This window comes from Porphyrobacter sp. GA68, assembly GCF_022605525.1.
GTDB lineage: Bacteria > Pseudomonadota > Alphaproteobacteria > Sphingomonadales > Sphingomonadaceae > Qipengyuania_B.
In genome coordinates, this window is sequence record NZ_JAKQYJ010000001.1 from 926,010 (window position 1) to 945,176 (window position 19,167).

Genomic DNA, 19,167 nt, shown 5'->3' on the forward strand with positions numbered 1-19,167 from the left:
CTGCAACAAACCCACCCCTAACCCCTCCCGTCAGCGGGAGGGGGACAGAGGACAAAGTTTATGAACGAACTGACCAAATTCACCAACCAGATCGCCAAGGCGGAAACTTTCGACGAGATCCAGATCGGCATCGCTTCGCCCGAGCGGATCCGGTCCTGGTCTTTCGGCGAGATCAAGAAGCCCGAGACGATCAACTACCGCACCTTCAAGCCGGAACGCGACGGGCTGTTCTGCGCGCGCATCTTCGGCCCGGTGAAGGATTACGAGTGCCTGTGCGGCAAGTACAAGCGCATGAAGTACAAGGGCGTGGTTTGCGAGAAGTGCGGCGTCGAGGTGACCGTGACGAAGGTCCGCCGCGAACGGATGGGTCACATCGAACTGGCCGCGCCGGTCGCGCACATCTGGTTCCTGAAGTCGCTGCCCAGCCGCATCGGCCTGCTGCTCGACATGCAGCTCAAGCAGCTTGAGCGTGTGCTCTATTTCGAAGCGTACATCGTCACCGAGCCGGGTCTCACTCCGCTGGAGAAATTCCAGACCCTGACCGAAGACGAACTGCTCGACGCCCAGGACGAATACGGCGAAGACGCGTTCTCCGCTGCCATCGGCGCCGAGGCGGTCAAGACCATGCTGATGGACCTCGATCTCGAGGCCGAGCGGACCGCTCTGCTGGAAGAACTGGAAACAACCAAGTCCAAGCTGAAGCCGGCCAAGATCATCAAGCGGCTGAAGGTCGTGGAAAGCTTCATCGATTCGGGCAACCGCCCCGAATGGATGATCCTGGATGTGGTGCCGGTAATTCCGCCGGAACTGCGCCCGCTGGTGCCGCTGGACGGCGGCCGGTTCGCGACCTCGGACCTCAATGACCTGTACCGCCGGGTCATCAACCGTAACAACCGCCTGAAGCGCCTCATTGAACTGCGCGCGCCCGACATCATCGTGCGCAACGAAAAGCGGATGCTGCAGGAATCGGTTGACGCGCTGTTCGACAACGGCCGGCGTGGCCGCGTGATCACCGGTGCCAACAAGCGGCCGCTGAAATCGCTGTCCGACATGCTGAAGGGCAAGCAGGGCCGGTTCCGCCAGAACCTGCTGGGCAAGCGGGTGGACTATTCCGGCCGTTCAGTGATCGTGACCGGGCCCGAACTCAAGCTGCACCAGTGCGGCCTGCCCAAGAAGATGGCGCTCGAACTGTTCAAGCCGTTCATCTACGCCCGCCTCGACGCCAAGGGTCTGTCCATGACCCTGAAGCAGGCAAAGAAGTGGGTCGAGAAGGAAAAGCGCGAGGTCTGGGACATTCTCGACGAGGTGATCCGCGAGCATCCCGTGCTGCTGAACCGCGCGCCCACGCTGCACCGCCTCGGCATCCAGGCGTTTGAACCCGTGCTGATCGAGGGCAAGGCGATCCAGCTTCACCCGCTGGTCTGCGCTGCGTTCAACGCCGACTTCGACGGCGACCAGATGGCCGTGCACGTCCCGCTGAGCCTCGAAGCGCAGCTGGAAGCGCGCGTGCTGATGATGTCCACCAACAACATCCTCAGCCCCGCCAACGGCAAGCCCATCATCGTGCCTTCGCAGGACATGGTCCTGGGCCTCTACTACCTTTCCATGGAGCGGCAGGAGAGAACCCCTGAATTCGTGGAAAGCGACGGCGACAAGACGGAAAAGCTGCCGATCTTCTCCGACATGGCCGAAGTGCATCAGGCGCTGGAGGTGAAATCCGTGTCGCTGCACAGCCGCATCGTCGCCCGCGTCCCGCAGGCCGACGAGAACGGCAAGGTGGTGATGAAGCGGTTCACCACGACGCCGGGCCGCATGCTGCTGGGCGAATGCCTGCCCAAGAGCCACAAAGTGCCCTTCGACATCGTCAACCGCCTCCTGACGAAGAAGGAGATCGGCGACGTCATCGACCAGGTGTATCGCCACACCGGGCAGAAAGACACCGTGCTGTTCGCCGATGCCATCATGGGCCTGGGTTTCCGGCATGCGTTCAAGGCGGGTATCTCGTTCGGCAAGGACGACATGATCATCCCGGCGTCCAAGGACCGCATGGTCGAGGAAACCAAGGCGCTGGTCGGCGACTACGAGCAGCAGTATCAGGACGGCCTCATCACCCAGCAGGAAAAGTACAACAAGGTGATCGACGCCTGGAGCCGTTGCGGCGATCAGGTGGCCGACGCCATGATGGACGAGATCAAGGCCCGCCCGATCGACGACGAGGGGCGCGAGGCGGAGATCAATTCCATCTTCATGATGAGCCATTCGGGCGCCCGCGGCAGCCCGGCGCAGATGAAGCAGCTTGCCGGCATGCGCGGCCTGATGGCCAAGCCATCGGGCGAGATCATCGAAACGCCGATCATCTCCAACTTCAAGGAGGGGCTGTCGGTTCTTGAATACTTCAATTCGACCCACGGCGCTCGCAAGGGACTGGCCGACACGGCGCTGAAGACGGCGAACTCGGGTTATCTCACCCGGCGTCTGGTGGACGTGTCGCAGGACTGCGTCATCGTGGAGGAGGATTGCGGGACCGAAAACGCGCTGGAGATGCGGGCCATCATCCAGGGCGGGTCAACCATTGCCTCGCTTGGCGAACGCATCCTGGGCCGGACGGTCGCGGAAGACATCGTCAATGCCGCCACCGACGAGGTGATCGTCAAGGCGGGCACCCTGCTGGACGAGCCGATGATCACCGCCATCGAAGCGGCCGAGGTCCAGGTGGCGAAGATCCGCTCGCCTCTCGTTTGCGAAGCGAAGCAGGGCGTCTGCGGCACATGCTACGGCCGCGATCTGGCACGCGGTACGCCGGTCAACATCGGCGAGGCGGTGGGTGTGATCGCCGCACAGTCGATTGGTGAGCCGGGAACCCAGCTGACCATGCGGACCTTCCACATCGGCGGTGCGGCGCAGCTCAACGAAACCTCGCATCTTGAATCCATCTCGGACGGCAAGGTCGTGTATCGCGACATGCCGACCATCGTGGACAAGCGCGGCCGCATCCTCAGCCTCGCGCGGAACGGGGAAATCGCGGTGATCGACGCCGAAGGGCGCGAGCGGGAAATCCACAAGGTGCCTTATGGTACGGTGCTGCTCCACAAGGATGGCGGCAAGGTGAAGCAGGGCGATCGCCTCGCCGAATGGGATCCGTTCACCCTGCCGATCATCACCGAGCAGTCGGGCATCGTGCGCTATCAGGACCTCGTCGACGGCAAGACGCTGGAAGAGCGGGTGGACGAGGCAACAGGCATAGCGCAGCGCGTGGTGACCGAAAACCGCGGCAGCCGGGCCAAGAAGGACGATCTGCGGCCGCGCCTGACCTTGCTTGGCGAAGGCAAGGGCGACGAAACGGAAGCCGCCCGCTATCTGCTGGCTCCCGGCACCACTCTGTCGGTGGACGACGGGCAGCAGGTCGAAGCGGGCGACATCCTTGCTCGTGCCAGCCGTGAAGCCGCCAAGACCCGCGACATCACCGGGGGTCTGCCACGCGTTGCCGAACTGTTCGAGGCGCGCGTACCCAAGGACGCGGCGGTGATCGCCAAGGTGTCCGGCAAGGTGGAGTTCGTTCGCGAATACAAGGCCAAGCGCAAGATCGCGATCATCCCGGAAGAGGGCGATCCGGTGGAATACCTGATCCCCAAGACCAAGGTGATCGACGTGCAGGAAGGCGACTTCGTCAAGAAGGGCGACACGCTGATTTCCGGCTCACCCGATCCGCACGACATTCTGGAAGTCATGGGGGTTGAGGCGCTGGCCGAATACCTGGTCGACGAGATTCAGGAAGTCTATCGTTTGCAGGGCGTGAAGATCAACGACAAGCACATCGAGGTGATCGTCCGCCAGATGCTGCAAAAGGTCGAGATCACCGACGGCGGCGATACCGTGCTGCTGCCCGGCGAGCAGGTCGACCTCGAGGAGATGAACCGCACCAACGAACGGCTTGCCAAGGGCAAGGAGCCGGCTAGGGGCGTGCCAGTGCTGCTGGGCATCACCAAGGCGTCGCTGCAGACCCGCTCCTTCATCTCGGCGGCGTCCTTCCAGGAAACCACCCGCGTGCTGACGCAGGCCGCGGTGGAAGGAAAGAAGGATACGCTGACGGGCCTGAAGGAAAACGTCATCGTCGGTCGGCTGATCCCGGCCGGAACGGGCGCGGGCATGAACCGGATGCGGGTAACCGCGTCAAGCCGCGATGCCGCGCTCCGCGCCTCGTGGAAGAAGACGCAGGAAGCGATCATCGCCGCCAATTCCGCAGCCGAGGAGCGGGCCGCCGAACTGGCGCAGGGACCCGAAGCCGCGATCGGCGACGATCCGCTCGCCCGTATGGAAGGGGAGACGCACGGCACCGACGAGGATGCGGGCGACTACCTGATCACCGCCGATGGGGCGCAAGCCGACGAAGCGCAGCAAGAGGCGAGCGACGGTTCGGAGAATGCTGCCGACTGAGGCATTCTTCTCGGCATGAAAAGCGACCCCGTCGGAGCGATCTGGCGGGGTTTCTTTTTGCGCTGACGCAAGCGATTGAAAGCTTTGAAAAAAGAATTAAGTCATTGATTGAAGGTTATTAGAAAGCGAAAGGAAAACATTACAATAATTTAGTTAACATTGCTTAACTAAGCTTCACGGGCTATAATTTCCCATGACGAGTCGCACCTGCGGGCAACGATCCGCATCTCTGCATTTATGCAAAAAGGTGATTTCTCATGAGAACAGGGCTAATAATAGCTACCGCCGCAGCCGGCTTGCTTTGTGCAACCACGGCGAATGCTGCCATTGTTGTCCTTTTTGACGACTTTGACGACGGCTTCGCGAACTTCGCCAATACCGTGACCGCTGCCGGTGGGACGCAAACCAACTTTACGCTGGTGCCGGGCGGCACCGCCGGGAACGCGGACTTTACCATCACGCGACCGTCAGGCGGCATCGTGGGCGTCAGTTCCGCCTATTCGCTTTTTGGCGCAAGTCCGAGCCGCACCACCACCGGCGGCGTCGTTGATATCAGCCCGAGCGGACCGAACACCAATCCGCGTGGCAATCCGCTGCTTTACCGCAACAGCGGGATCACGTTCAACTTCACCAATCCCATCAACTCCCTCGGCTTTGAGGTCGGCGACTGGGCGACGTGCTGCCAGCCATCCAATCTGTGGATCCAGTTCGGCAGCAATGCGCCCATTCAACTGGGTTCGTCCACCACGTTTGGTGACCAGTTCCTCACCAATCGCGGGGCCGGAGTGTTCGTTGCTGCCTTCGACGACAGCGATACCTTCTCCACGGTGAGCTTCTGGGGAGATGGTGTGGGCGAATTCCTGGTGGCTGGCGGGACCATCCGTTACGCCGCTCTGGACCGTGGTTCGCTGCCGCCGACGGGCGCGGTGCCCGAACCCGCGACGTGGGCAATGATGCTGCTCGGCTTCTTCGGCATCGGTCTCAGCCTCAGGAGCAGGAAGTCCAGGGTAACGGGTCTGAGAGTCCGTTACACCTGATCGCATGCGCCGCCTGCCGCTCCTCCTCCGGGTAGGCGGGCGGCGCTGCTTTCCCGGAACTTGGATGCTGGCGTTGCGGCCGGTTGCCCCCATATAGCCCTCATGCGCGCGAGCTTGGCTTTACCCTTGCTGCTGGCTTTTGCCGCCGGGTGTGCCGTGCCGTCCGAAGAAACTGCACCCGCCGCCTCGCCGCAAAACGCAACTGCGGTAACGCCCGCTGCCGAGCCGGAAGTTCGCGCGCCCGCGCCGGTCACTCTTGAAGGTGAGTGGCGAGTCGCCGGAACAGGGAGCATGCCCATCGATCTGCCATGGGCGATAACGCTCTCGATCGACAGTGACACAATGGCGTTGACATCCCAGTGTCTCCAGCCCCGGTGGCGCTACAACTACGCCAATGGCACGCTGCGCACCGCGCCGATTGCCCGGCCGCTGTGTGACCGCGGCCGCTACCCGGCGGAAGCGGCGGTGCTTGCCGCGATCGAGGGCGCCACGCGGGCAGAGCGGACGCCGGAAAACGGAATACTGCTCTCGGGCAACGCCGGTTCGCTGCTCATCTTTTCGCAATAGAGCGCACCGACACCCGGCGTTACGCGAGCAGTGCCGTCCGCTTCCTCCCGACCGCGCCAAGCAGATCGTCGAACGCGCTGACGAACTGCGCCACTCCGTCGCGCGCCAGCTCTTCGGTGGCGCCCTCCAGGTCCAGTCCGAGCGCGTCGGCACGATCAAGCACCGCCTCTGCGGCATCGATTCCTTCGGTTAGTGCGGGCCGGATCACCCCGTGATCGCGAAACGCTTCCAGGGTGGCCGGCGGCATGGTGTTGACGGTGTCCGGCCCCGCTAGCTCCTCGACATACAGGACATCGCTGTAGTCGGGGTTCTTGGTCCCGGTGGACGCCCATAGCAACCGCTGGGGCATGGCTCCCCGCCTGGCGAGCGCCTGCCAGCGATCGGAGGCGATCAGCCGCTGATAACGGGCATAGGCGCGCTTCGCATTGGCGATGGCTATCTTGCCTTTGAGATCGGCTGCTTGCGTTCCGGGCAAAGCGTCGATCCGCGCATCCATCACGCTGTCGATACGGCTGAGGAAGAACGAAGCGACGCTCGCCACCTGATCGACCGGCTTGCCCTCAGCGGCGCGCGCCTCCAGCCCGGCAACATAGGCGTCGGCTACTGTTTCATAGGCCGCGACACTGAACAGCAGGGTCACGTTGACGTTGATCCCTTCGGTGATCAGCTGGCGGATGGCGGGTGCCCCGGCCGGGGTGCCGGGCACTTTTATCATCAGGTTGGGCCGGTCAACCGCGGCCCACAGCCGCCGCGCTTCGGCAATGGTCCCTTGCGTGTCGTCGGCAAGGTATGGCGACACCTCCAGGCTGACGTAACCGTCGCGCCCCTCCAGCCGGTCATACACCTCGCGCAGTTCATCGGCTGCCCGCTGGATGTCCTCCACAGCCAGCGTTTCGTAAAGCTCTAGCGGACTGACATCGCGTGCGGCCAGCAACGCGCGCATATCACCATCGTAGTTATCCGAACGGCCCATCGCCTTTTCGAAGATCGCCGGGTTCGACGTGACGCCGGTGACACCGTCCTGCGCCACGAGTGTTTTCAGGCCGCCCTCGGTAAGATAGCGCCGGTCGACGAAGTCGAGCCATACTCCCTGGCCAAGGGCGTTGAGTTGTTGCAGAGGGTTGGCAGCAGCTGGGTCGGTCATGCCGCGGCCCTTGCCACAATCTTGCGGGAGAGGCGATAGCCCGTGTGTACCCGCCGCAAGCGGCATCACCTCCGGCCAAGACCCTCGCGCAGCAGTCTGTTCGCTGCCTGCGCCACTTCACCCAGCGAGCGGTCGGTGCCCCAGATGGCGTAGCGCAGGCCGAGAAACACGTTCATCCCCATCAGCGCCCAGGCATCCACCTCGTCCACATCGGTTCTCACGGCGCCGGCGCTTGCCCCGGTTCGCAGCCGCTCGAGGATGCGCGCGGCCGTGCGTTCGTAATGTTCGCGGTAGCTTGCCGGGTCGACGAATTCCGCCTCGTCGATGATCCGGTAGATGACCTTGTGCTCGCGGGCGAAGGTCAGAAAGCTGTGGAGTGCCGTTTCCTCCACAGTGAATGCATCCATGTCGGGCCTGAGCGCGGCGGCCGCGCGTGCCTTTACCTTGTCGCTCATCTCCTGGACCAGCGAGCGGAACACTTCCTCTTTCGAGTCGAAATAGGTGTAGAAAGTGCCAAGCGCGGTGCCGGCGCGCGTCGTGATGCCGCTGATCGAGGCCTCGTGGAAACCATGTTCCCCGAATTCGGCGGCGGCGGCGTCGATCAGGCGGGCGCGGGTTTTCTCGCCGCGCTTGGTCCGCGGTGTCTTTCCATTCGCCGTCGGTCGCCCGCTCACCTCCATCCGTCCGGCGTAATGCAAAAGCCTCCCTGCTCCAAGAAAAAGTTGAAAGGTGGTTCAGGTTTCAGTATGAACTTCGAAGAGACAAGATCAGGGGAGGAAAGCCGTAATGTTCCAGGCGCAGATCAAACGCACCGCCATCGCCGCACTGCTGGCCGGCGGCGCACTGTGGACGATGCCCGCAGCCGCGCAGGTCGTACCCAATCAGCCGGGCACCGCGACCAATCCCGCAGGGGCGGATGCGATTTCGGACGAGGTGCAGTCCGACGGCAATACCATCATTGTTACCGCCCGTCGGCGAGAGGAAAGCCTGATCGACGTCCCCATCGCCGTCACCGCCTACAGCGGCGAGGCGTTGCTGCAGGCCGGTGCGATCGACCTGACGGATATTGCGCAGACCACACCCAACACCACGCTGGAAGCATCGCGCGGCACCAATTCCACGCTGACCGCCTTCATCCGCGGCGTAGGACAGCAGGATCCGGTTTCCGGGTTCGAACAGGGCGTCGGCATCTATCTCGACGACGTGTACCTCAACCGTCCGCAGGCCGCCGTGCTGGACATCTATGATGTCGAGCGGATCGAAGTGCTGCGCGGACCGCAGGGCACGCTGTATGGACGCAACACCATTGGCGGCGCGGTGAAATATGTCACGCGTGCGCTGCCGCAGGACTTTGCGCTGAATGCCCGTGCGACCTACGGCACCTACAACCAGCTCGACGGCGTGCTCAGCGTGTCGGCGCCGCTGGGCGACCTGATCCGGGTAGGCGGGGCGGTGGCGCGGCTGACCCGCGACGGCTTTGGCCAGAACCTGACTACCGGCCGGGACAATTACGACAAGGATGTGTTCGGGGCGCGCCTGTCACTCGAAATGGGCGGATATGGCGAGCCTGTCTCCATCCGCATCACCGGCGACTACACCAAGGACGAAAGCAGCCCGCGCGGCGGCACGCGCCTGATCCCGGGGCGGCTGTCTGGCGCACCGGTGCTGGGCAACGTATTCGACACGCGCGGCGGCCTAGTCGACCCGGAGCAGGAAGTCGAGGCCTACGGCGTCGCCATGAACATCGGGATCGACCTCAGCGACTCGCTCACCTTCCGGTCGATCAGCGCATGGCGGAAGGACGACACCTTTACCCCCATCGATTTCGACGCGCTTCCGGCGGTCGATGTCGACGTTCCGGGGATCTACCGCAACGAGCAGCTCAGCCAGGAACTGCAGCTGCTCTACGACAACGGGCCGCTCAGCGCGCTCCTCGGTTTCTACTACCTCGACGCCAAGGCGGACACGTCGTTCGATGTGCGCCTGTTCACCACTCTGGCCGGCTTCACCGCCTTTACGCAGGCGAACGTCGACACGGAAACCTATGCCGTATTCGGTGACGTGACCTTTGACATCACCGATCAGCTGAGCGTTTCGCTGGGCGGCCGGTACACCTGGGACAAGCGCACTGCAGACATCCTGCGGCAGAACTATCTGGGTGGCGGCTCGCCGGTCTTCGGCGGCGCAGGTGTGCCGTTAGGGGCGCCAGCCACCGATTTCACCGGCAGCCGCGATTTCAACAAGTTCACCCCGCGCGCTTCGATCAGCTTCCAGCCGACGCCCGACCACAACTTCTACGCCAGCTATTCACAAGGGTTCAAAGGCGGCGGTTTCGACCCGCGGGGCGTGGGCGTGAACGCGCCCGCGGCGATCCCTGGCCGTCCGACAGCGGCTGAGATCACCGACTTCCTCTCGTTCGAGCCGGAAAGCGTCGACAGCTACGAAGTGGGCTACAAGGGCAGCCTGCTGGACGGGGCGGTGTATGTCGCGCTGGCGGGCTTCTACGCCGACTACACGGATGTGCAGATCCCCGGTTCTGTCGCCTGTGTGGTCAACGGCATCGCCACCTTCTGCGGCGTCACCGCCAATGCGGGTGCGGCAACCTTCAAGGGGCTGGAATTCGAAGGCACTGCCCGGCTGGGACAGGATCTCGCCACGGCCGGAGACCGCCTGACCCTGGCTGTCGCGGCGGGGTACATCGACGCGCAGTACGACGAGTTCATCACCAACATCGCCGGTCGTGGCCCGGTCGATGTGGCCGAGTTCCGGGAAGTGCAGAACACGCCGGAATTCACCGGCAGCGCGACGCTGGGCTATTCGACGCCGGTGGGTGCGGGCGATCTCAACTTCACCACCACCGTCTCCTATCGCAGCAAGACGTTCCAGTTTGAAGTGCCCAATCCCTACCTCGACCAGCCGGGCTTCGCCCTGTGGGACGCCAACCTCGTCTACACAGCGCCGGACCGGCGGTGGTCGCTGGGCCTGCACGGCCGCAACCTGCTGGACAAGGAATACAAGACGAGCGGCTACACCTTCGTCGTCGCTGATCCGGTGACGGGAGCGATCCCGCTGACCAACGGCCTGCCGACGCCATCGCTGGGCCGCGAAGGAACGCTGACCGCGTTCTACGGTAACCCGCGTCAGGTGTTCGTGACCGCGACGCTGCGTTACTGAACCATGCGCGTTACCGCCGCCAGGGGGCGAAGCCTGGCAGCGGCAACGCCGTTCACTTGCGCAAGGGGAGGGTCAGCCGCTGACGGCGACCCTCCTCAAAGGCCGGGCGCGACCACCGGCGTCGCTTGAATAGACACTGGCACCCCGCCTAGTGCCTGCCACAGCACAACCCTTGCGCGGCGTGCCCGCCCGGCCGCCGCAGCCGCCTGCTCGCCGCTGGCATCAGCTGTGCGGCGCGCTTCCAGCACCGTGAGGAAGTCGGCCAGCCCGGCCCGGTAGCGGGCATCCGCCAGTCGCGCCGCCCGCTGCGCGCCGTCGCGCTGGGCCGCCGCCGCGGCGGCCTCCTGATCGGCTGCTAGAACCAGGCCATAGCCGGCCTCCGCCTCGCCCAGCGCCTGGTAAACCGCGCTGCGATATCGCTGAAAGGCGATTTGCTTGGCCGCTGCCGCACCGTCGATCTCCGCTTGAATGCGCCCAAAGTCGATCAGCGGTCCCGCAATCGACGCGGCCAGCGTGCCGATCAGCGAGCTTTCGCTGAACAGATCGCCGATGCCGAACGCCAGCAGTCCGATGGTGGCGGACAGGCCGAGATTTGGAAACCGTTGCCGCGCCGTTGCGGCCAGTTCCGCATCGCTGGCGGCGAGTTGCGCGGCGGCTTCAAGAATGTCGGGACGGTTGGTCAGCAGCAGGGACGGCGCGCTCGCCGGCGGGGCGGGGAGGCCGCGGTCGATCGGCTGGCTCGCCAACGCCGCCCGAACGGCGCCAGCGTCCTGGGCAGTCAGGGTGACAAGCTGCCCGACGATGCGCACGCGCTCACTTTCGAGCGCCGCAAGCCGGCTGCGTGACGCGGCCGCCTGTGCTTCGGCCCGCACCCTGTCGAAGCCGGGCGCGATGCCGGCGCGTTCGCGAACAGCCGCGAGGCGAGCGAGCTCGGTCGCAGCGTCAAGATCGCTTTGCAGCTGTGCCGCGCGGTCTGACACTGTGCGCCAGTCGATTACATTACCCGCGATTTCCCCTATCAAGGCGAGGCGCACTGCCGCCACGCCGGCTTCGGCCGCGTCGATCCGCAGCCGCGCCGCGCGTTCCTGCGCCCGCAGACGGCCGAACAGGTCCGCGTCCCAGCGTGCCGTTACGCTGACGCCGTAACTCGCCTGTTCCGTGTCGACGGCCACGCCCGGCGGCAACGCGCCGCCGAACTGGGCGGGGTTGATCCGTTGACCCGTGACGTTTGCCCCCGCGTCCACGGCGGGCAGGCGCTCTGCCGTCACTTGCCGCGCGCTGGCACGCGCCTGATCGATCCGGGCAAGCGCCCCGGCCAAGGTTGGAGATTGCTCCACCGCGGCCTGCGCCAACTGCGCGAACGCCGGATCGTCTTCTGGCAGAAGACTGGCAAGGGCTGCCTGCTCCGCTTCGCTGGGCGCGTACAGGAAACTGGCGGGCAGAACCGGTGCCGGCGTGGCGACCTCTGGCGGCGGACCGGCGACGCATCCGCTCAACGCCAGGGCGGCGATGGCGGGGCCGAGCTGCGTTTTCATTGGTCCCCGCCCTGACGAGCCGGAATGAAGGCGTCCACCTGCTGCCCGACGCGGAACAGGTCGCGTGCCTCGGCCGGCAGGGCATAAATCACCTGCAGCACCCGTACATCAACCCGTTCCTGCGCACTGTTGGTGAGCGAGCGCTTGGCCACGACGAGCGGTTCTGCCCTGACGAAGGCGGCCTGCACCTGCCGCCTCGCCGCGCCGCGGGGCGAAACGGTGGCGGCCTGGCCCAAGGCTACCCGGCCGGCCTGCTCTTCGTCGATATCGATCCGCACGTGCAGCGGGCGGGTTTCGCCCATTTCGATCAGCGGCGCGGCGTTGCCGCCACCTTGGGTCGCGACGTATTCGCCGGGCCGGATGTTCACGCCGAGGATTTCGCCCGCAATGGGCGCGCGGACGGTAAGGCGGCCAATCTCGGTGCGGCTGCTGTTCGCCCGCGCCTGCGCCTGCGCCAGCCGCGCTTCGGCCAACTGCAGGCGCTGGGCCGCTGCCGCGACCTCGCCTTCCGCAGCAATCACCTCCGCCCGGCTGACGGCGGCGGGGTCGTCCACCGACCTGTACAGGGCGAGCTGCTGCGCTGCGATGGCTCTGGCGGTGCTTGCCTCTGCGATCGCCGCGCGAGCTTCTGTGATGCCGGCCTCAGCCTCGCGCAGCTGGGCTTGCGCCGCGCGGTCGTCAACGGTGAACAGCGGTTGCCCGCGCGTCACGAAATCACCTGGCTGCACCCGCAAGGCCTTGACGAGGCCTGGCAGGGCCGACCCGATCTGAACCAGCTCGCTTGACGGCTCCACGATGCCGCTGCCGGCAACACGCGCGGTATTGGCCAGTTCGGCGGGCGCGCGAGCCGGTTCGCGCGCCGGTTGGCTGAGGGCGCGATCCGGTTGCCCGCTCCAAATGAACAAGGCGGCGATGACCAGGCCGGCGAGTGCCAGCACCGGCAGCACCTGCCGCGCGAAACTGAAATTGCGAAGGGCAAGGGCCATCAGTGGTGCTCCGGCATGTCGGTTCCGTCATGGGTGATGTTGCCGTCTTCCATGACCAGGATGCGGTCGGCGAGATCGAAGATGCGGTTGTCGTGCGTGACGATGATGCAGGCGCGATCCTGCGCCACCGCAACTTCGCGCAGAAGGTCCATGACCCGGCGCCCCGAGGCCGCGTCGAGCGCGGCGGTCGGCTCGTCGCAGACCACCAGGCGCGGCTGGTGCACCAGCGCGCGGGCGATGGCGACGCGCTGCTGCTGCCCTCCGGACAGCTGGCCGGGAAGCTTGTCGGCCTGGTTCAGGATGTTGAGCTTGTCCAGCACCGCCATGGCACGTTCCCGCGCCTCGTTCCGCGCCATGCCCTGTGCGATAAGCGGAACCGCCGCGTTGCTGGCGACGTCGATCGAGGGGATGAGGTTGTACTGCTGGAAGATGAAGCCGATGTTGCGCAGCCGGAACTCCACAAGGCCGCTGTCGGACAGGCGGTATATGTCGGTGCCGAACACTTCCACCTCGCCGCTGGTGGGCCACAGGATCCCGCACATGATGGAGATCAGGGTCGTTTTGCCCGACCCGCTTTCGCCAACCAGGTATGTCAGTTCGCCCGCGCGAACATCTAGGTCTATGCCGTGCAGCACTTCGACGGTCTGGCCCCCGGCAGTGAAGGCCTTGGTAACGCCGCGCGTTCGGATCGCCGCGTCGGGAGTGGCGGGCAAGGGCTGCGCGGCCATTACCGGAACACCTCGGCCGGTTCGGTCCTGAGCACGTTGCGCAGCGCCAGCCAGCCGGTCAGCGTCAAGATCAGGCTGACCGCCAGCAAGCTGATGAGCGGCACCTGCCAGGGGATGTAGAAGCCCTTGAACGTCGGCTCCCCGGAAAAGCCCCAGATGAACAGCACGGTGCCCACCACCCCAAGGCCATAGCCGATCAATCCGACCAGCCCCGCCTGCGCGGCGACCATGCGGCGAATCTTGCCGTTGGTGACGCCGATCGCCTTCAGCGCGCCGAACTGCTTCAGGTTGTCGCGGATGAACAGGCTGAACGTCAGCCCGACAATCGCCACCCCCACGATGAACCCCAGGGCAACCGTGATCCCGAAGTTGAGCGGAATGCCGGTGTTTTCAATGATGAAGTTGATGCCATCGCGTGCGAAGTCGTCCCGGGGGCGTGCCCTTAGCCCCGTCTGCTGTTCGATCCGGCTGGCCAGTTGCGCCGCGGTGATGCCGGGCGCGGCGCCGACCAGGACAAAAGACAGCCGGTTGCGTGTGCCCGGCACGTAATTGAGCGCCTGGCTGTATTTGGTGTAAAGCGTGACCTGACTGGTGAAGCTGGGGATCGCGTCGGCGACGCCGCGGATGACGGCACGCTGGTCGTTCAGTTCCAGCCGCTGGCCGATCGGGCTTTCACCGGCCGGGAACATGCGCGTCGCGCCGACATCGTCGATGATGACGCTGTCGGGTTGGGACAGGACCTCCACCGTGCCGACGGTCATCCCCTTGGGCAAACCGATCAGGGTCGCATCGTCAACCCCGATCACCGTCACCCCTTCGAGATCGCCGTCGCCCGTGCGCACCGATGCGCCGGCGCGCAGATGCGGCACGGCCCATTCCACGCCGGGGACGCTGCGCACCCGGTCCAGTGCGGTCACGGGCATGGCATAGGCGACGTCGGTAGTGCGGCTGACCGGGTCCATCACCCAGATGTCGGCACTTGGCACGTTGTAAACGCCGGACGATCCCCGTTCGATGAGATTTACAAAGATGGTCAGCTGCTGGGTGATGAGCAGCGTGGAAAAGGCGATACCAAACACCAGACCGTAGAACTTCTGTGCGTCGCCCGTCAGCATTCGAATGGCGATCCAGATCACGCGGCAACCTTGCCTTTCCCGCACCACACGCGCATTAATGAACGCGGGTGTTCAACTGAACGGGACCGTTCATTTTGTCAAGAGAGGGAAACAGGCGCGGCGGCAGGCCAATGGATCTTGCAAAACGGCAGGCTATTCTGGACGCCGCCACGCACGCCTTCTTCGCTCACGGATTCGCCGGTGCGACCATCGAGCAGATCGCTGCCGACGCAGGCGTTTCCAAAGTCACCGTTTACAGCCATTTCGGGGATAAGCGCGGGCTGTTCACCGCCGCAGTCGAAGGCGAGTGCGAGCGGATGGGTGACGTTTTCACGCTCGATCGCCTTCCGGCAGGAACGCTGAGGGAAAAGCTCATCGCCATCGGAGAAGCGATGGTGGCGTTTCTGTCCCGCCCGGAGATGGTGCAGTTCGACCGCCGCATAGCCGCCGAAACAGAGGTCGAGCCGGAAATCGGCGCGGCGTTCCTGCAGGCTGGCCCCTATGCGATGATCCGGGCCTTCAGCGGCTTCCTCGATTCACTGGCGGAGGCGGGTGAGGTGGACATTGCCGACACCACCCTCGCGGCCGAGCAATTCGCCTCCATGTGCAAGGGGCTGGGGGATGTCGAACGCCGCTTTGGCAAGGCCAATGACCCGGCGCGCAACCGGGACAGGATTCTGGGGGCTGTCGAGGTGTTTTGCCGCGCCTATGGCGCTGGATGACGGATCAGGCGGGACGCCGCGCGTAGATGCCGAAGCCCGCGATCACCGCGTAGCACACGGCAGGCAGGATGAGGGCGAACGCCAGGCTGCCGCTCGCATCGGCCAGCATGCCGAACAGCAGTGGCACGATGGCGCCGCCGCAGATCGCGACATTGATGATCCCCGAACCGTCGGCAGCGCGCGACCCCAGACGTTCGCACGCAAGCGAGAAGATGGTCGGGAACATGATCGCGTTCATGAGACCGACCGCCAGCAGGCTGTATCCCGCCACTGTTCCCGTGCTGTTGGCCGAGATCGTCACCAGCGTTATCGCCCCTGCCGCGACCGTCGCCAGCAACAGCCCCGGGCTGACCATCCGCAGCAGCGCGGAACCGATGAAACGCCCGACCAGCGCGCCGCCCCAGTACAAGGGAATGAGCTTGCCCGCCTCCTGCTCCGGCAGGGCGAGAACGTCGGCCTGCATCAGGTAATTCACAATGATGGAGCCGATCGCGACCTCGGCGCCCACGTAAAGGAAGATGCACAGCGCGCCCAGTCCGAAGCGCGGGCGGCGGAGCAGCTGGAACCCGGCGGTGAAGCTCGCCGCCTCGTGCCTCTCCCCCTGCAGCCGGTTACGGAACGCCCAGACCACCGCAGCGACGATCGCCAGCGCAACGGCAAGGCCCAGATAGCCATTGACGATCGCCTGGCTTTCCGCCCGCTGGTACGCGACCAGCGCCGGCCCCGACAGCTCGGCCGCGCTGACCGTCGCGAGGCTGCCAAGGATGAGGATGGCTCCGAAGTAGGGAAAGATCGTCGTGCCAAGCGAATTGAACGCCTGCGCAAAGGTCAGCCGGCTGTGCGTTGTGCGTGCCGGGCCGAGCAGGCTGATGAGCGGGTTGGCCACGACCTGTACGACCACCACCCCGCTCGCCAGCACGAACAGCGCAAACAGGAACAGCGGGTATTGCGCCGATTGGCTGGCCGGAATGAACAGGAGGCATCCGGTCATCATCACGAGCAGGCCGGCCACCGCGCCGCGCATGTAACCGATCCGTTTCACCAGCTGCGCGCCCGGAATGCCGATGATGGCATAGGCGGCGAAGAAGCAGAACTGCACCAGCATGGCTTGCGTGTAATTGAGCGTGAACAGCTCTTTCAGCTTGGGAATGATCACATCGTTCAGCGAGGTGATCCCTCCGAAGATGAAGAACAGGCCGAAAACGAAATACTGCAGCCCCGGTGCGTTGACCGGCGCTCCTTCGGCCTCAACGGGGGTTGGATCGGTGCTTGTGGCGATCTCAGGTGCCAGCGCCATTTCAGTTCCCCCTCCCGATCAAATCACGTCAGCAGCACAGTAGAAGCGTTTTGCGCCCTGTGCTCAAGTGTCAGCCCGGTCGCTTTCCACACCGGAGAACTGGGTGGCGGCGCTTATGACCTGCTCTCCAACCAGCAGCAATTGGGCGCGCACCCGGTCGTCGCGGCATTCGCCTTCGGGGCTGAACAATTCGGGATGGGTGCGGATGGTCACGCCCATTGGCGTCGGCCAGCCGCGCAGGGCGTGCACTATGGAACGCATGGTGAGCAGCGTGCCCATCGCCGCCTGGTCGCCATAGGCGGTGGCGATCAGGCCCACCGGGCGGCCATGCAGATAAGGGCGCACGTCTCCGGCCAACCCTTCCAGGTAGTCGAGCGCGTTCTTGACCAGCCCGGAGATGGTCCCGTGATAGCCCGGCGCGGCGATGATGATGCCATCGGCCGCCCGCACCGCATCGACCAGCGCCGCGCCCGATTGCACATCGTGGCCAATCCCCCGATAGTGCGGCAGATCGGCCAGGTATGCGCCTCCGAACACGGTCAGCTCGGCTCCTGCCGCAACGGCGGGCTGCGCGGCCTGCCGCAGCGCCAGTTCGGTTGTACTGCCGGGGAATACCGTGCCGCCGATCGCGACGATGCGCATGGTCATGCGGCCGGCTCCCGGATCATATACGCGGTCAGCGCCGCTGTCTCAGCTGGCGAAAAGCGCAGGCCCAGCTTGGTGCGGCGCCACAGGACGTCATCGGCGGTCCGCGCCCATTCCCGGGCCATCAGGTAATCGACCTCGCACTGGTGCAGGCCGTGTCCGAACTGGCGGCCGCACTCGGCCCTTGAGGTGCGCTCGCCGAAGATCGTGAAGCAGAAGGTGCCATAAGCCCGGGCGATACGCCGGATCGTGCGCGCGTCAAGAAAGGAGTAGCGTTCCCGCAGTTGCTCCTCCAGGTGGTCGATATCATCGGCGGGGAAGTCGCCGCCGGGCAATGCCGCGGCGCCGGTCCATCCGCTCTGCCCGGCGAGCGAGATACATCTTCCCAGCAAGTCCACCGCTTCCTGGGCCAGATGGCGGTACACCGTCAGCTTGCCGCCAAAGACAGTCAGGAGCGGCGCGCCTTCGCTTTGCGGTGACAGCTGCAGGCGATAGCCGCGGGTTGCGTCCTCCGGGCGCCCGGACCCGTCATGCACGAGTGGCCGAACGCCGGCGAAGCTCCACAGGACGTCGGCGCGCCCGATCGGCTGGCGAAAGAAGCGGTTGGCGGCCGCGCACAGGTAGGCGATCTCCTCCTCGCTGGCTTGCACCTGGTCCAGCGGGCCGGTGTGTTCGGCGTCCGTGGTGCCGATCAGCGTGAAATCCTCCTCATAGGGAATCGCGAAAAAGATGCGCCGATCGGGCAGTTGCAGGAAATACGGATACGGGTGGTCGAACAGCTTGCGCGTGACGATGTGCGAGCCGCGGACCAGCCGCATCCGGTGGCTGCTGGCGATGCTGCCCGCCGCCAGCAGGTTCACCGCGCCCGGACCCGCCGCGTTCACCAGCGCCCTGGCGCGGTATTCCGCGCCGCCTGCCGTAATGCGCCAGCCGCCTTCCTCCCGCATGAAAGCGGTCACGCGGCAGCGCGTGCGGATATCGGCGCCCCGGTTGGCCGCATCCCGCGCATTGAGCACCACCAGCCGCGCGTCATCTCCCCAGCAGTCGGAAAACACGAGGGCGCGGGTGTATTCCGGGCGCAGCACGGTGCCTGCCGGATGTTTCTGGAGCCGAATAGTGCGGGTCCTGGGCGACCGCGTGCCTGCCCCCAGATGATCGTAAAGGAACAGCCCGGCGCGCAGCAACCAGTAGGAACGGAGGCCCGGCACATGCGGCAGAACGAAATGGAGGGGCCAGATCACATGCGGCGCAATGGCGCGCAGCTTCTCGCGCTCCAACAGCGCTTCACGCACCAGACCGAACTCCCGGTGTTCGAGATAGCGCAGTCCCCCATGGATCAGCTTGGACGAGGCAGACGACGTGCCGGTCGCCAGATCCCCTTGTTCCAGCAGCAGCACCCGCGCACCCCGCCCCGCCGCGTCGCGCGCGATGCCGCACCCGTTGATGCCGCCGCCTACGACGGCAATGTCATAGGGGGTGTCGCGGGCGGCCATGACCTGCAGCTAGCAGAACGGGTCTAGGCAGAACAGTGCGGCAGCCGACTCGGCAGCTTGCCGGTGGTAGCCGATGAGCACGTGCGAGCGACCGTCGAATGGTAGAGGTGGGAGCAGCAGAAGTTACGCAGCCATTGCCTATCTTGGTAGGAAGCCGGCAACGAGTATTTTTTTTGGGATCAACAGCATGAAGAAAGCAGCATCACGTTTTTGTACTTGAGATGTTAAAGTTTTCTGGTGCGGCGCGAAACACGCAAAGCTTGCGCAGCACCTGTATTGGTGAGACTATG

General features: G+C 64.9%; 14 protein-coding genes. 5 read left to right on the forward strand and 9 right to left on the reverse strand.

Annotated elements, in window-relative coordinates; translation table 11 throughout:
* Nucleotides 1–60: 60 nt before the first annotated feature.
* The 3 genes from rpoC to LHJ54_RS04585 all read left to right on the forward strand — a co-directional run bounded on the left by rpoC (nt 61) and on the right by LHJ54_RS04585 (nt 6,038).
* Nucleotides 61–4,434, forward strand: a complete 4,374-nt coding sequence (gene rpoC, locus LHJ54_RS04575) for a DNA-directed RNA polymerase subunit beta' (RefSeq protein ID WP_228242749.1) — start codon at nt 61–63, stop codon at nt 4,432–4,434.
* Between the two features lie 257 nt (nt 4,435–4,691).
* Nucleotides 4,692–5,471 (forward strand): PEPxxWA-CTERM sorting domain-containing protein, encoded by a 780-nt coding sequence (locus LHJ54_RS04580; protein ID WP_228242750.1) that lies wholly within the window; start codon nt 4,692–4,694, stop codon nt 5,469–5,471.
* A gap of 291 nt (nt 5,472–5,762) precedes the next feature.
* Nucleotides 5,763–6,038 (forward strand): META domain-containing protein, encoded by a 276-nt coding sequence (locus tag LHJ54_RS04585; protein WP_228242751.1) that lies wholly within the window; start codon nt 5,763–5,765, stop codon nt 6,036–6,038.
* A 19-nt stretch (nt 6,039–6,057) separates the two neighbouring features.
* Here the strand turns inward: LHJ54_RS04585 and tal are convergent, their stop codons facing one another.
* Entirely contained in the window at nt 6,058–7,182 is a 1,125-nt protein-coding gene (gene tal, locus LHJ54_RS04590) for a transaldolase (protein ID WP_228242752.1), read from the reverse strand.
* Between the two features lie 65 nt (nt 7,183–7,247).
* Nucleotides 7,248–7,862: a TetR/AcrR family transcriptional regulator gene (locus tag LHJ54_RS04595; protein ID WP_228242753.1), complete on the reverse strand. Its 615-nt coding sequence runs from the start codon at nt 7,860–7,862 to the stop codon at nt 7,248–7,250.
* A 106-nt stretch (nt 7,863–7,968) separates the two neighbouring features.
* On the opposite strand from LHJ54_RS04595, the gene LHJ54_RS04600 reads away from it, so the two are divergent.
* Nucleotides 7,969–10,356, forward strand: a complete 2,388-nt coding sequence (locus tag LHJ54_RS04600) for a TonB-dependent receptor (protein ID WP_373457051.1) — start codon at nt 7,969–7,971, stop codon at nt 10,354–10,356.
* 95 nt (nt 10,357–10,451) lie between these two features.
* Here LHJ54_RS04600 and LHJ54_RS04605 read toward each other — a convergent pair whose 3' ends face one another.
* From LHJ54_RS04605 to LHJ54_RS04620, 4 genes are read right to left on the reverse strand one after another with little or no spacing between them, the layout of a single operon-like run.
* Entirely contained in the window at nt 10,452–11,891 is a 1,440-nt protein-coding gene (locus LHJ54_RS04605) for an efflux transporter outer membrane subunit (protein ID WP_228242754.1), read from the reverse strand.
* Nucleotides 11,888–12,877 (reverse strand): HlyD family secretion protein, encoded by a 990-nt coding sequence (locus LHJ54_RS04610; protein WP_228242755.1) that lies wholly within the window; start codon nt 12,875–12,877, stop codon nt 11,888–11,890. The genes LHJ54_RS04605 and LHJ54_RS04610 overlap by 4 nt, the downstream gene beginning before the upstream one ends.
* Nucleotides 12,877–13,605 carry an ABC transporter ATP-binding protein gene (locus LHJ54_RS04615; RefSeq protein WP_228242756.1) on the reverse strand — a complete coding sequence of 243 codons (729 nt, stop codon included), beginning with the start codon at nt 13,603–13,605 and terminating at the stop codon, nt 12,877–12,879. Before LHJ54_RS04615 ends, LHJ54_RS04610 begins: the two co-directional genes overlap by 1 nt.
* Nucleotides 13,605–14,741 carry an ABC transporter permease gene (locus LHJ54_RS04620; RefSeq protein ID WP_228242757.1) on the reverse strand — a complete coding sequence of 379 codons (1,137 nt, stop codon included), beginning with the start codon at nt 14,739–14,741 and terminating at the stop codon, nt 13,605–13,607. Before LHJ54_RS04620 ends, LHJ54_RS04615 begins: the two co-directional genes overlap by 1 nt.
* 110 nt (nt 14,742–14,851) lie before the next feature.
* Between LHJ54_RS04620 and LHJ54_RS04625 the strand changes: the two genes are divergently transcribed.
* Nucleotides 14,852–15,442, forward strand: coding sequence for a TetR/AcrR family transcriptional regulator (locus tag LHJ54_RS04625; RefSeq protein WP_228242758.1), 591 nt, complete (start codon nt 14,852–14,854; stop codon nt 15,440–15,442).
* A 4-nt stretch (nt 15,443–15,446) separates the two neighbouring features.
* Here LHJ54_RS04625 and LHJ54_RS04630 read toward each other — a convergent pair whose 3' ends face one another.
* The 3 genes from LHJ54_RS04630 to glpD all read right to left on the reverse strand — a co-directional run bounded on the left by LHJ54_RS04630 (nt 15,447) and on the right by glpD (nt 18,877).
* Complete coding sequence (locus LHJ54_RS04630) at nt 15,447–16,739, reverse strand: sugar MFS transporter (RefSeq protein WP_228242759.1); 1,293 nt, start codon at nt 16,737–16,739, stop codon at nt 15,447–15,449.
* Nucleotides 16,740–16,802: 63 nt separating this feature from the next.
* Entirely contained in the window at nt 16,803–17,387 is a 585-nt protein-coding gene (locus LHJ54_RS04635; protein WP_228242760.1) for an NADPH-dependent FMN reductase, read from the reverse strand.
* Nucleotides 17,384–18,877, reverse strand: coding sequence for a glycerol-3-phosphate dehydrogenase (gene glpD, locus LHJ54_RS04640; protein ID WP_228242761.1), 1,494 nt, complete (start codon nt 18,875–18,877; stop codon nt 17,384–17,386). Before glpD ends, LHJ54_RS04635 begins: the two co-directional genes overlap by 4 nt.
* Between the last annotated feature and the right edge of the window lie 290 nt (nt 18,878–19,167).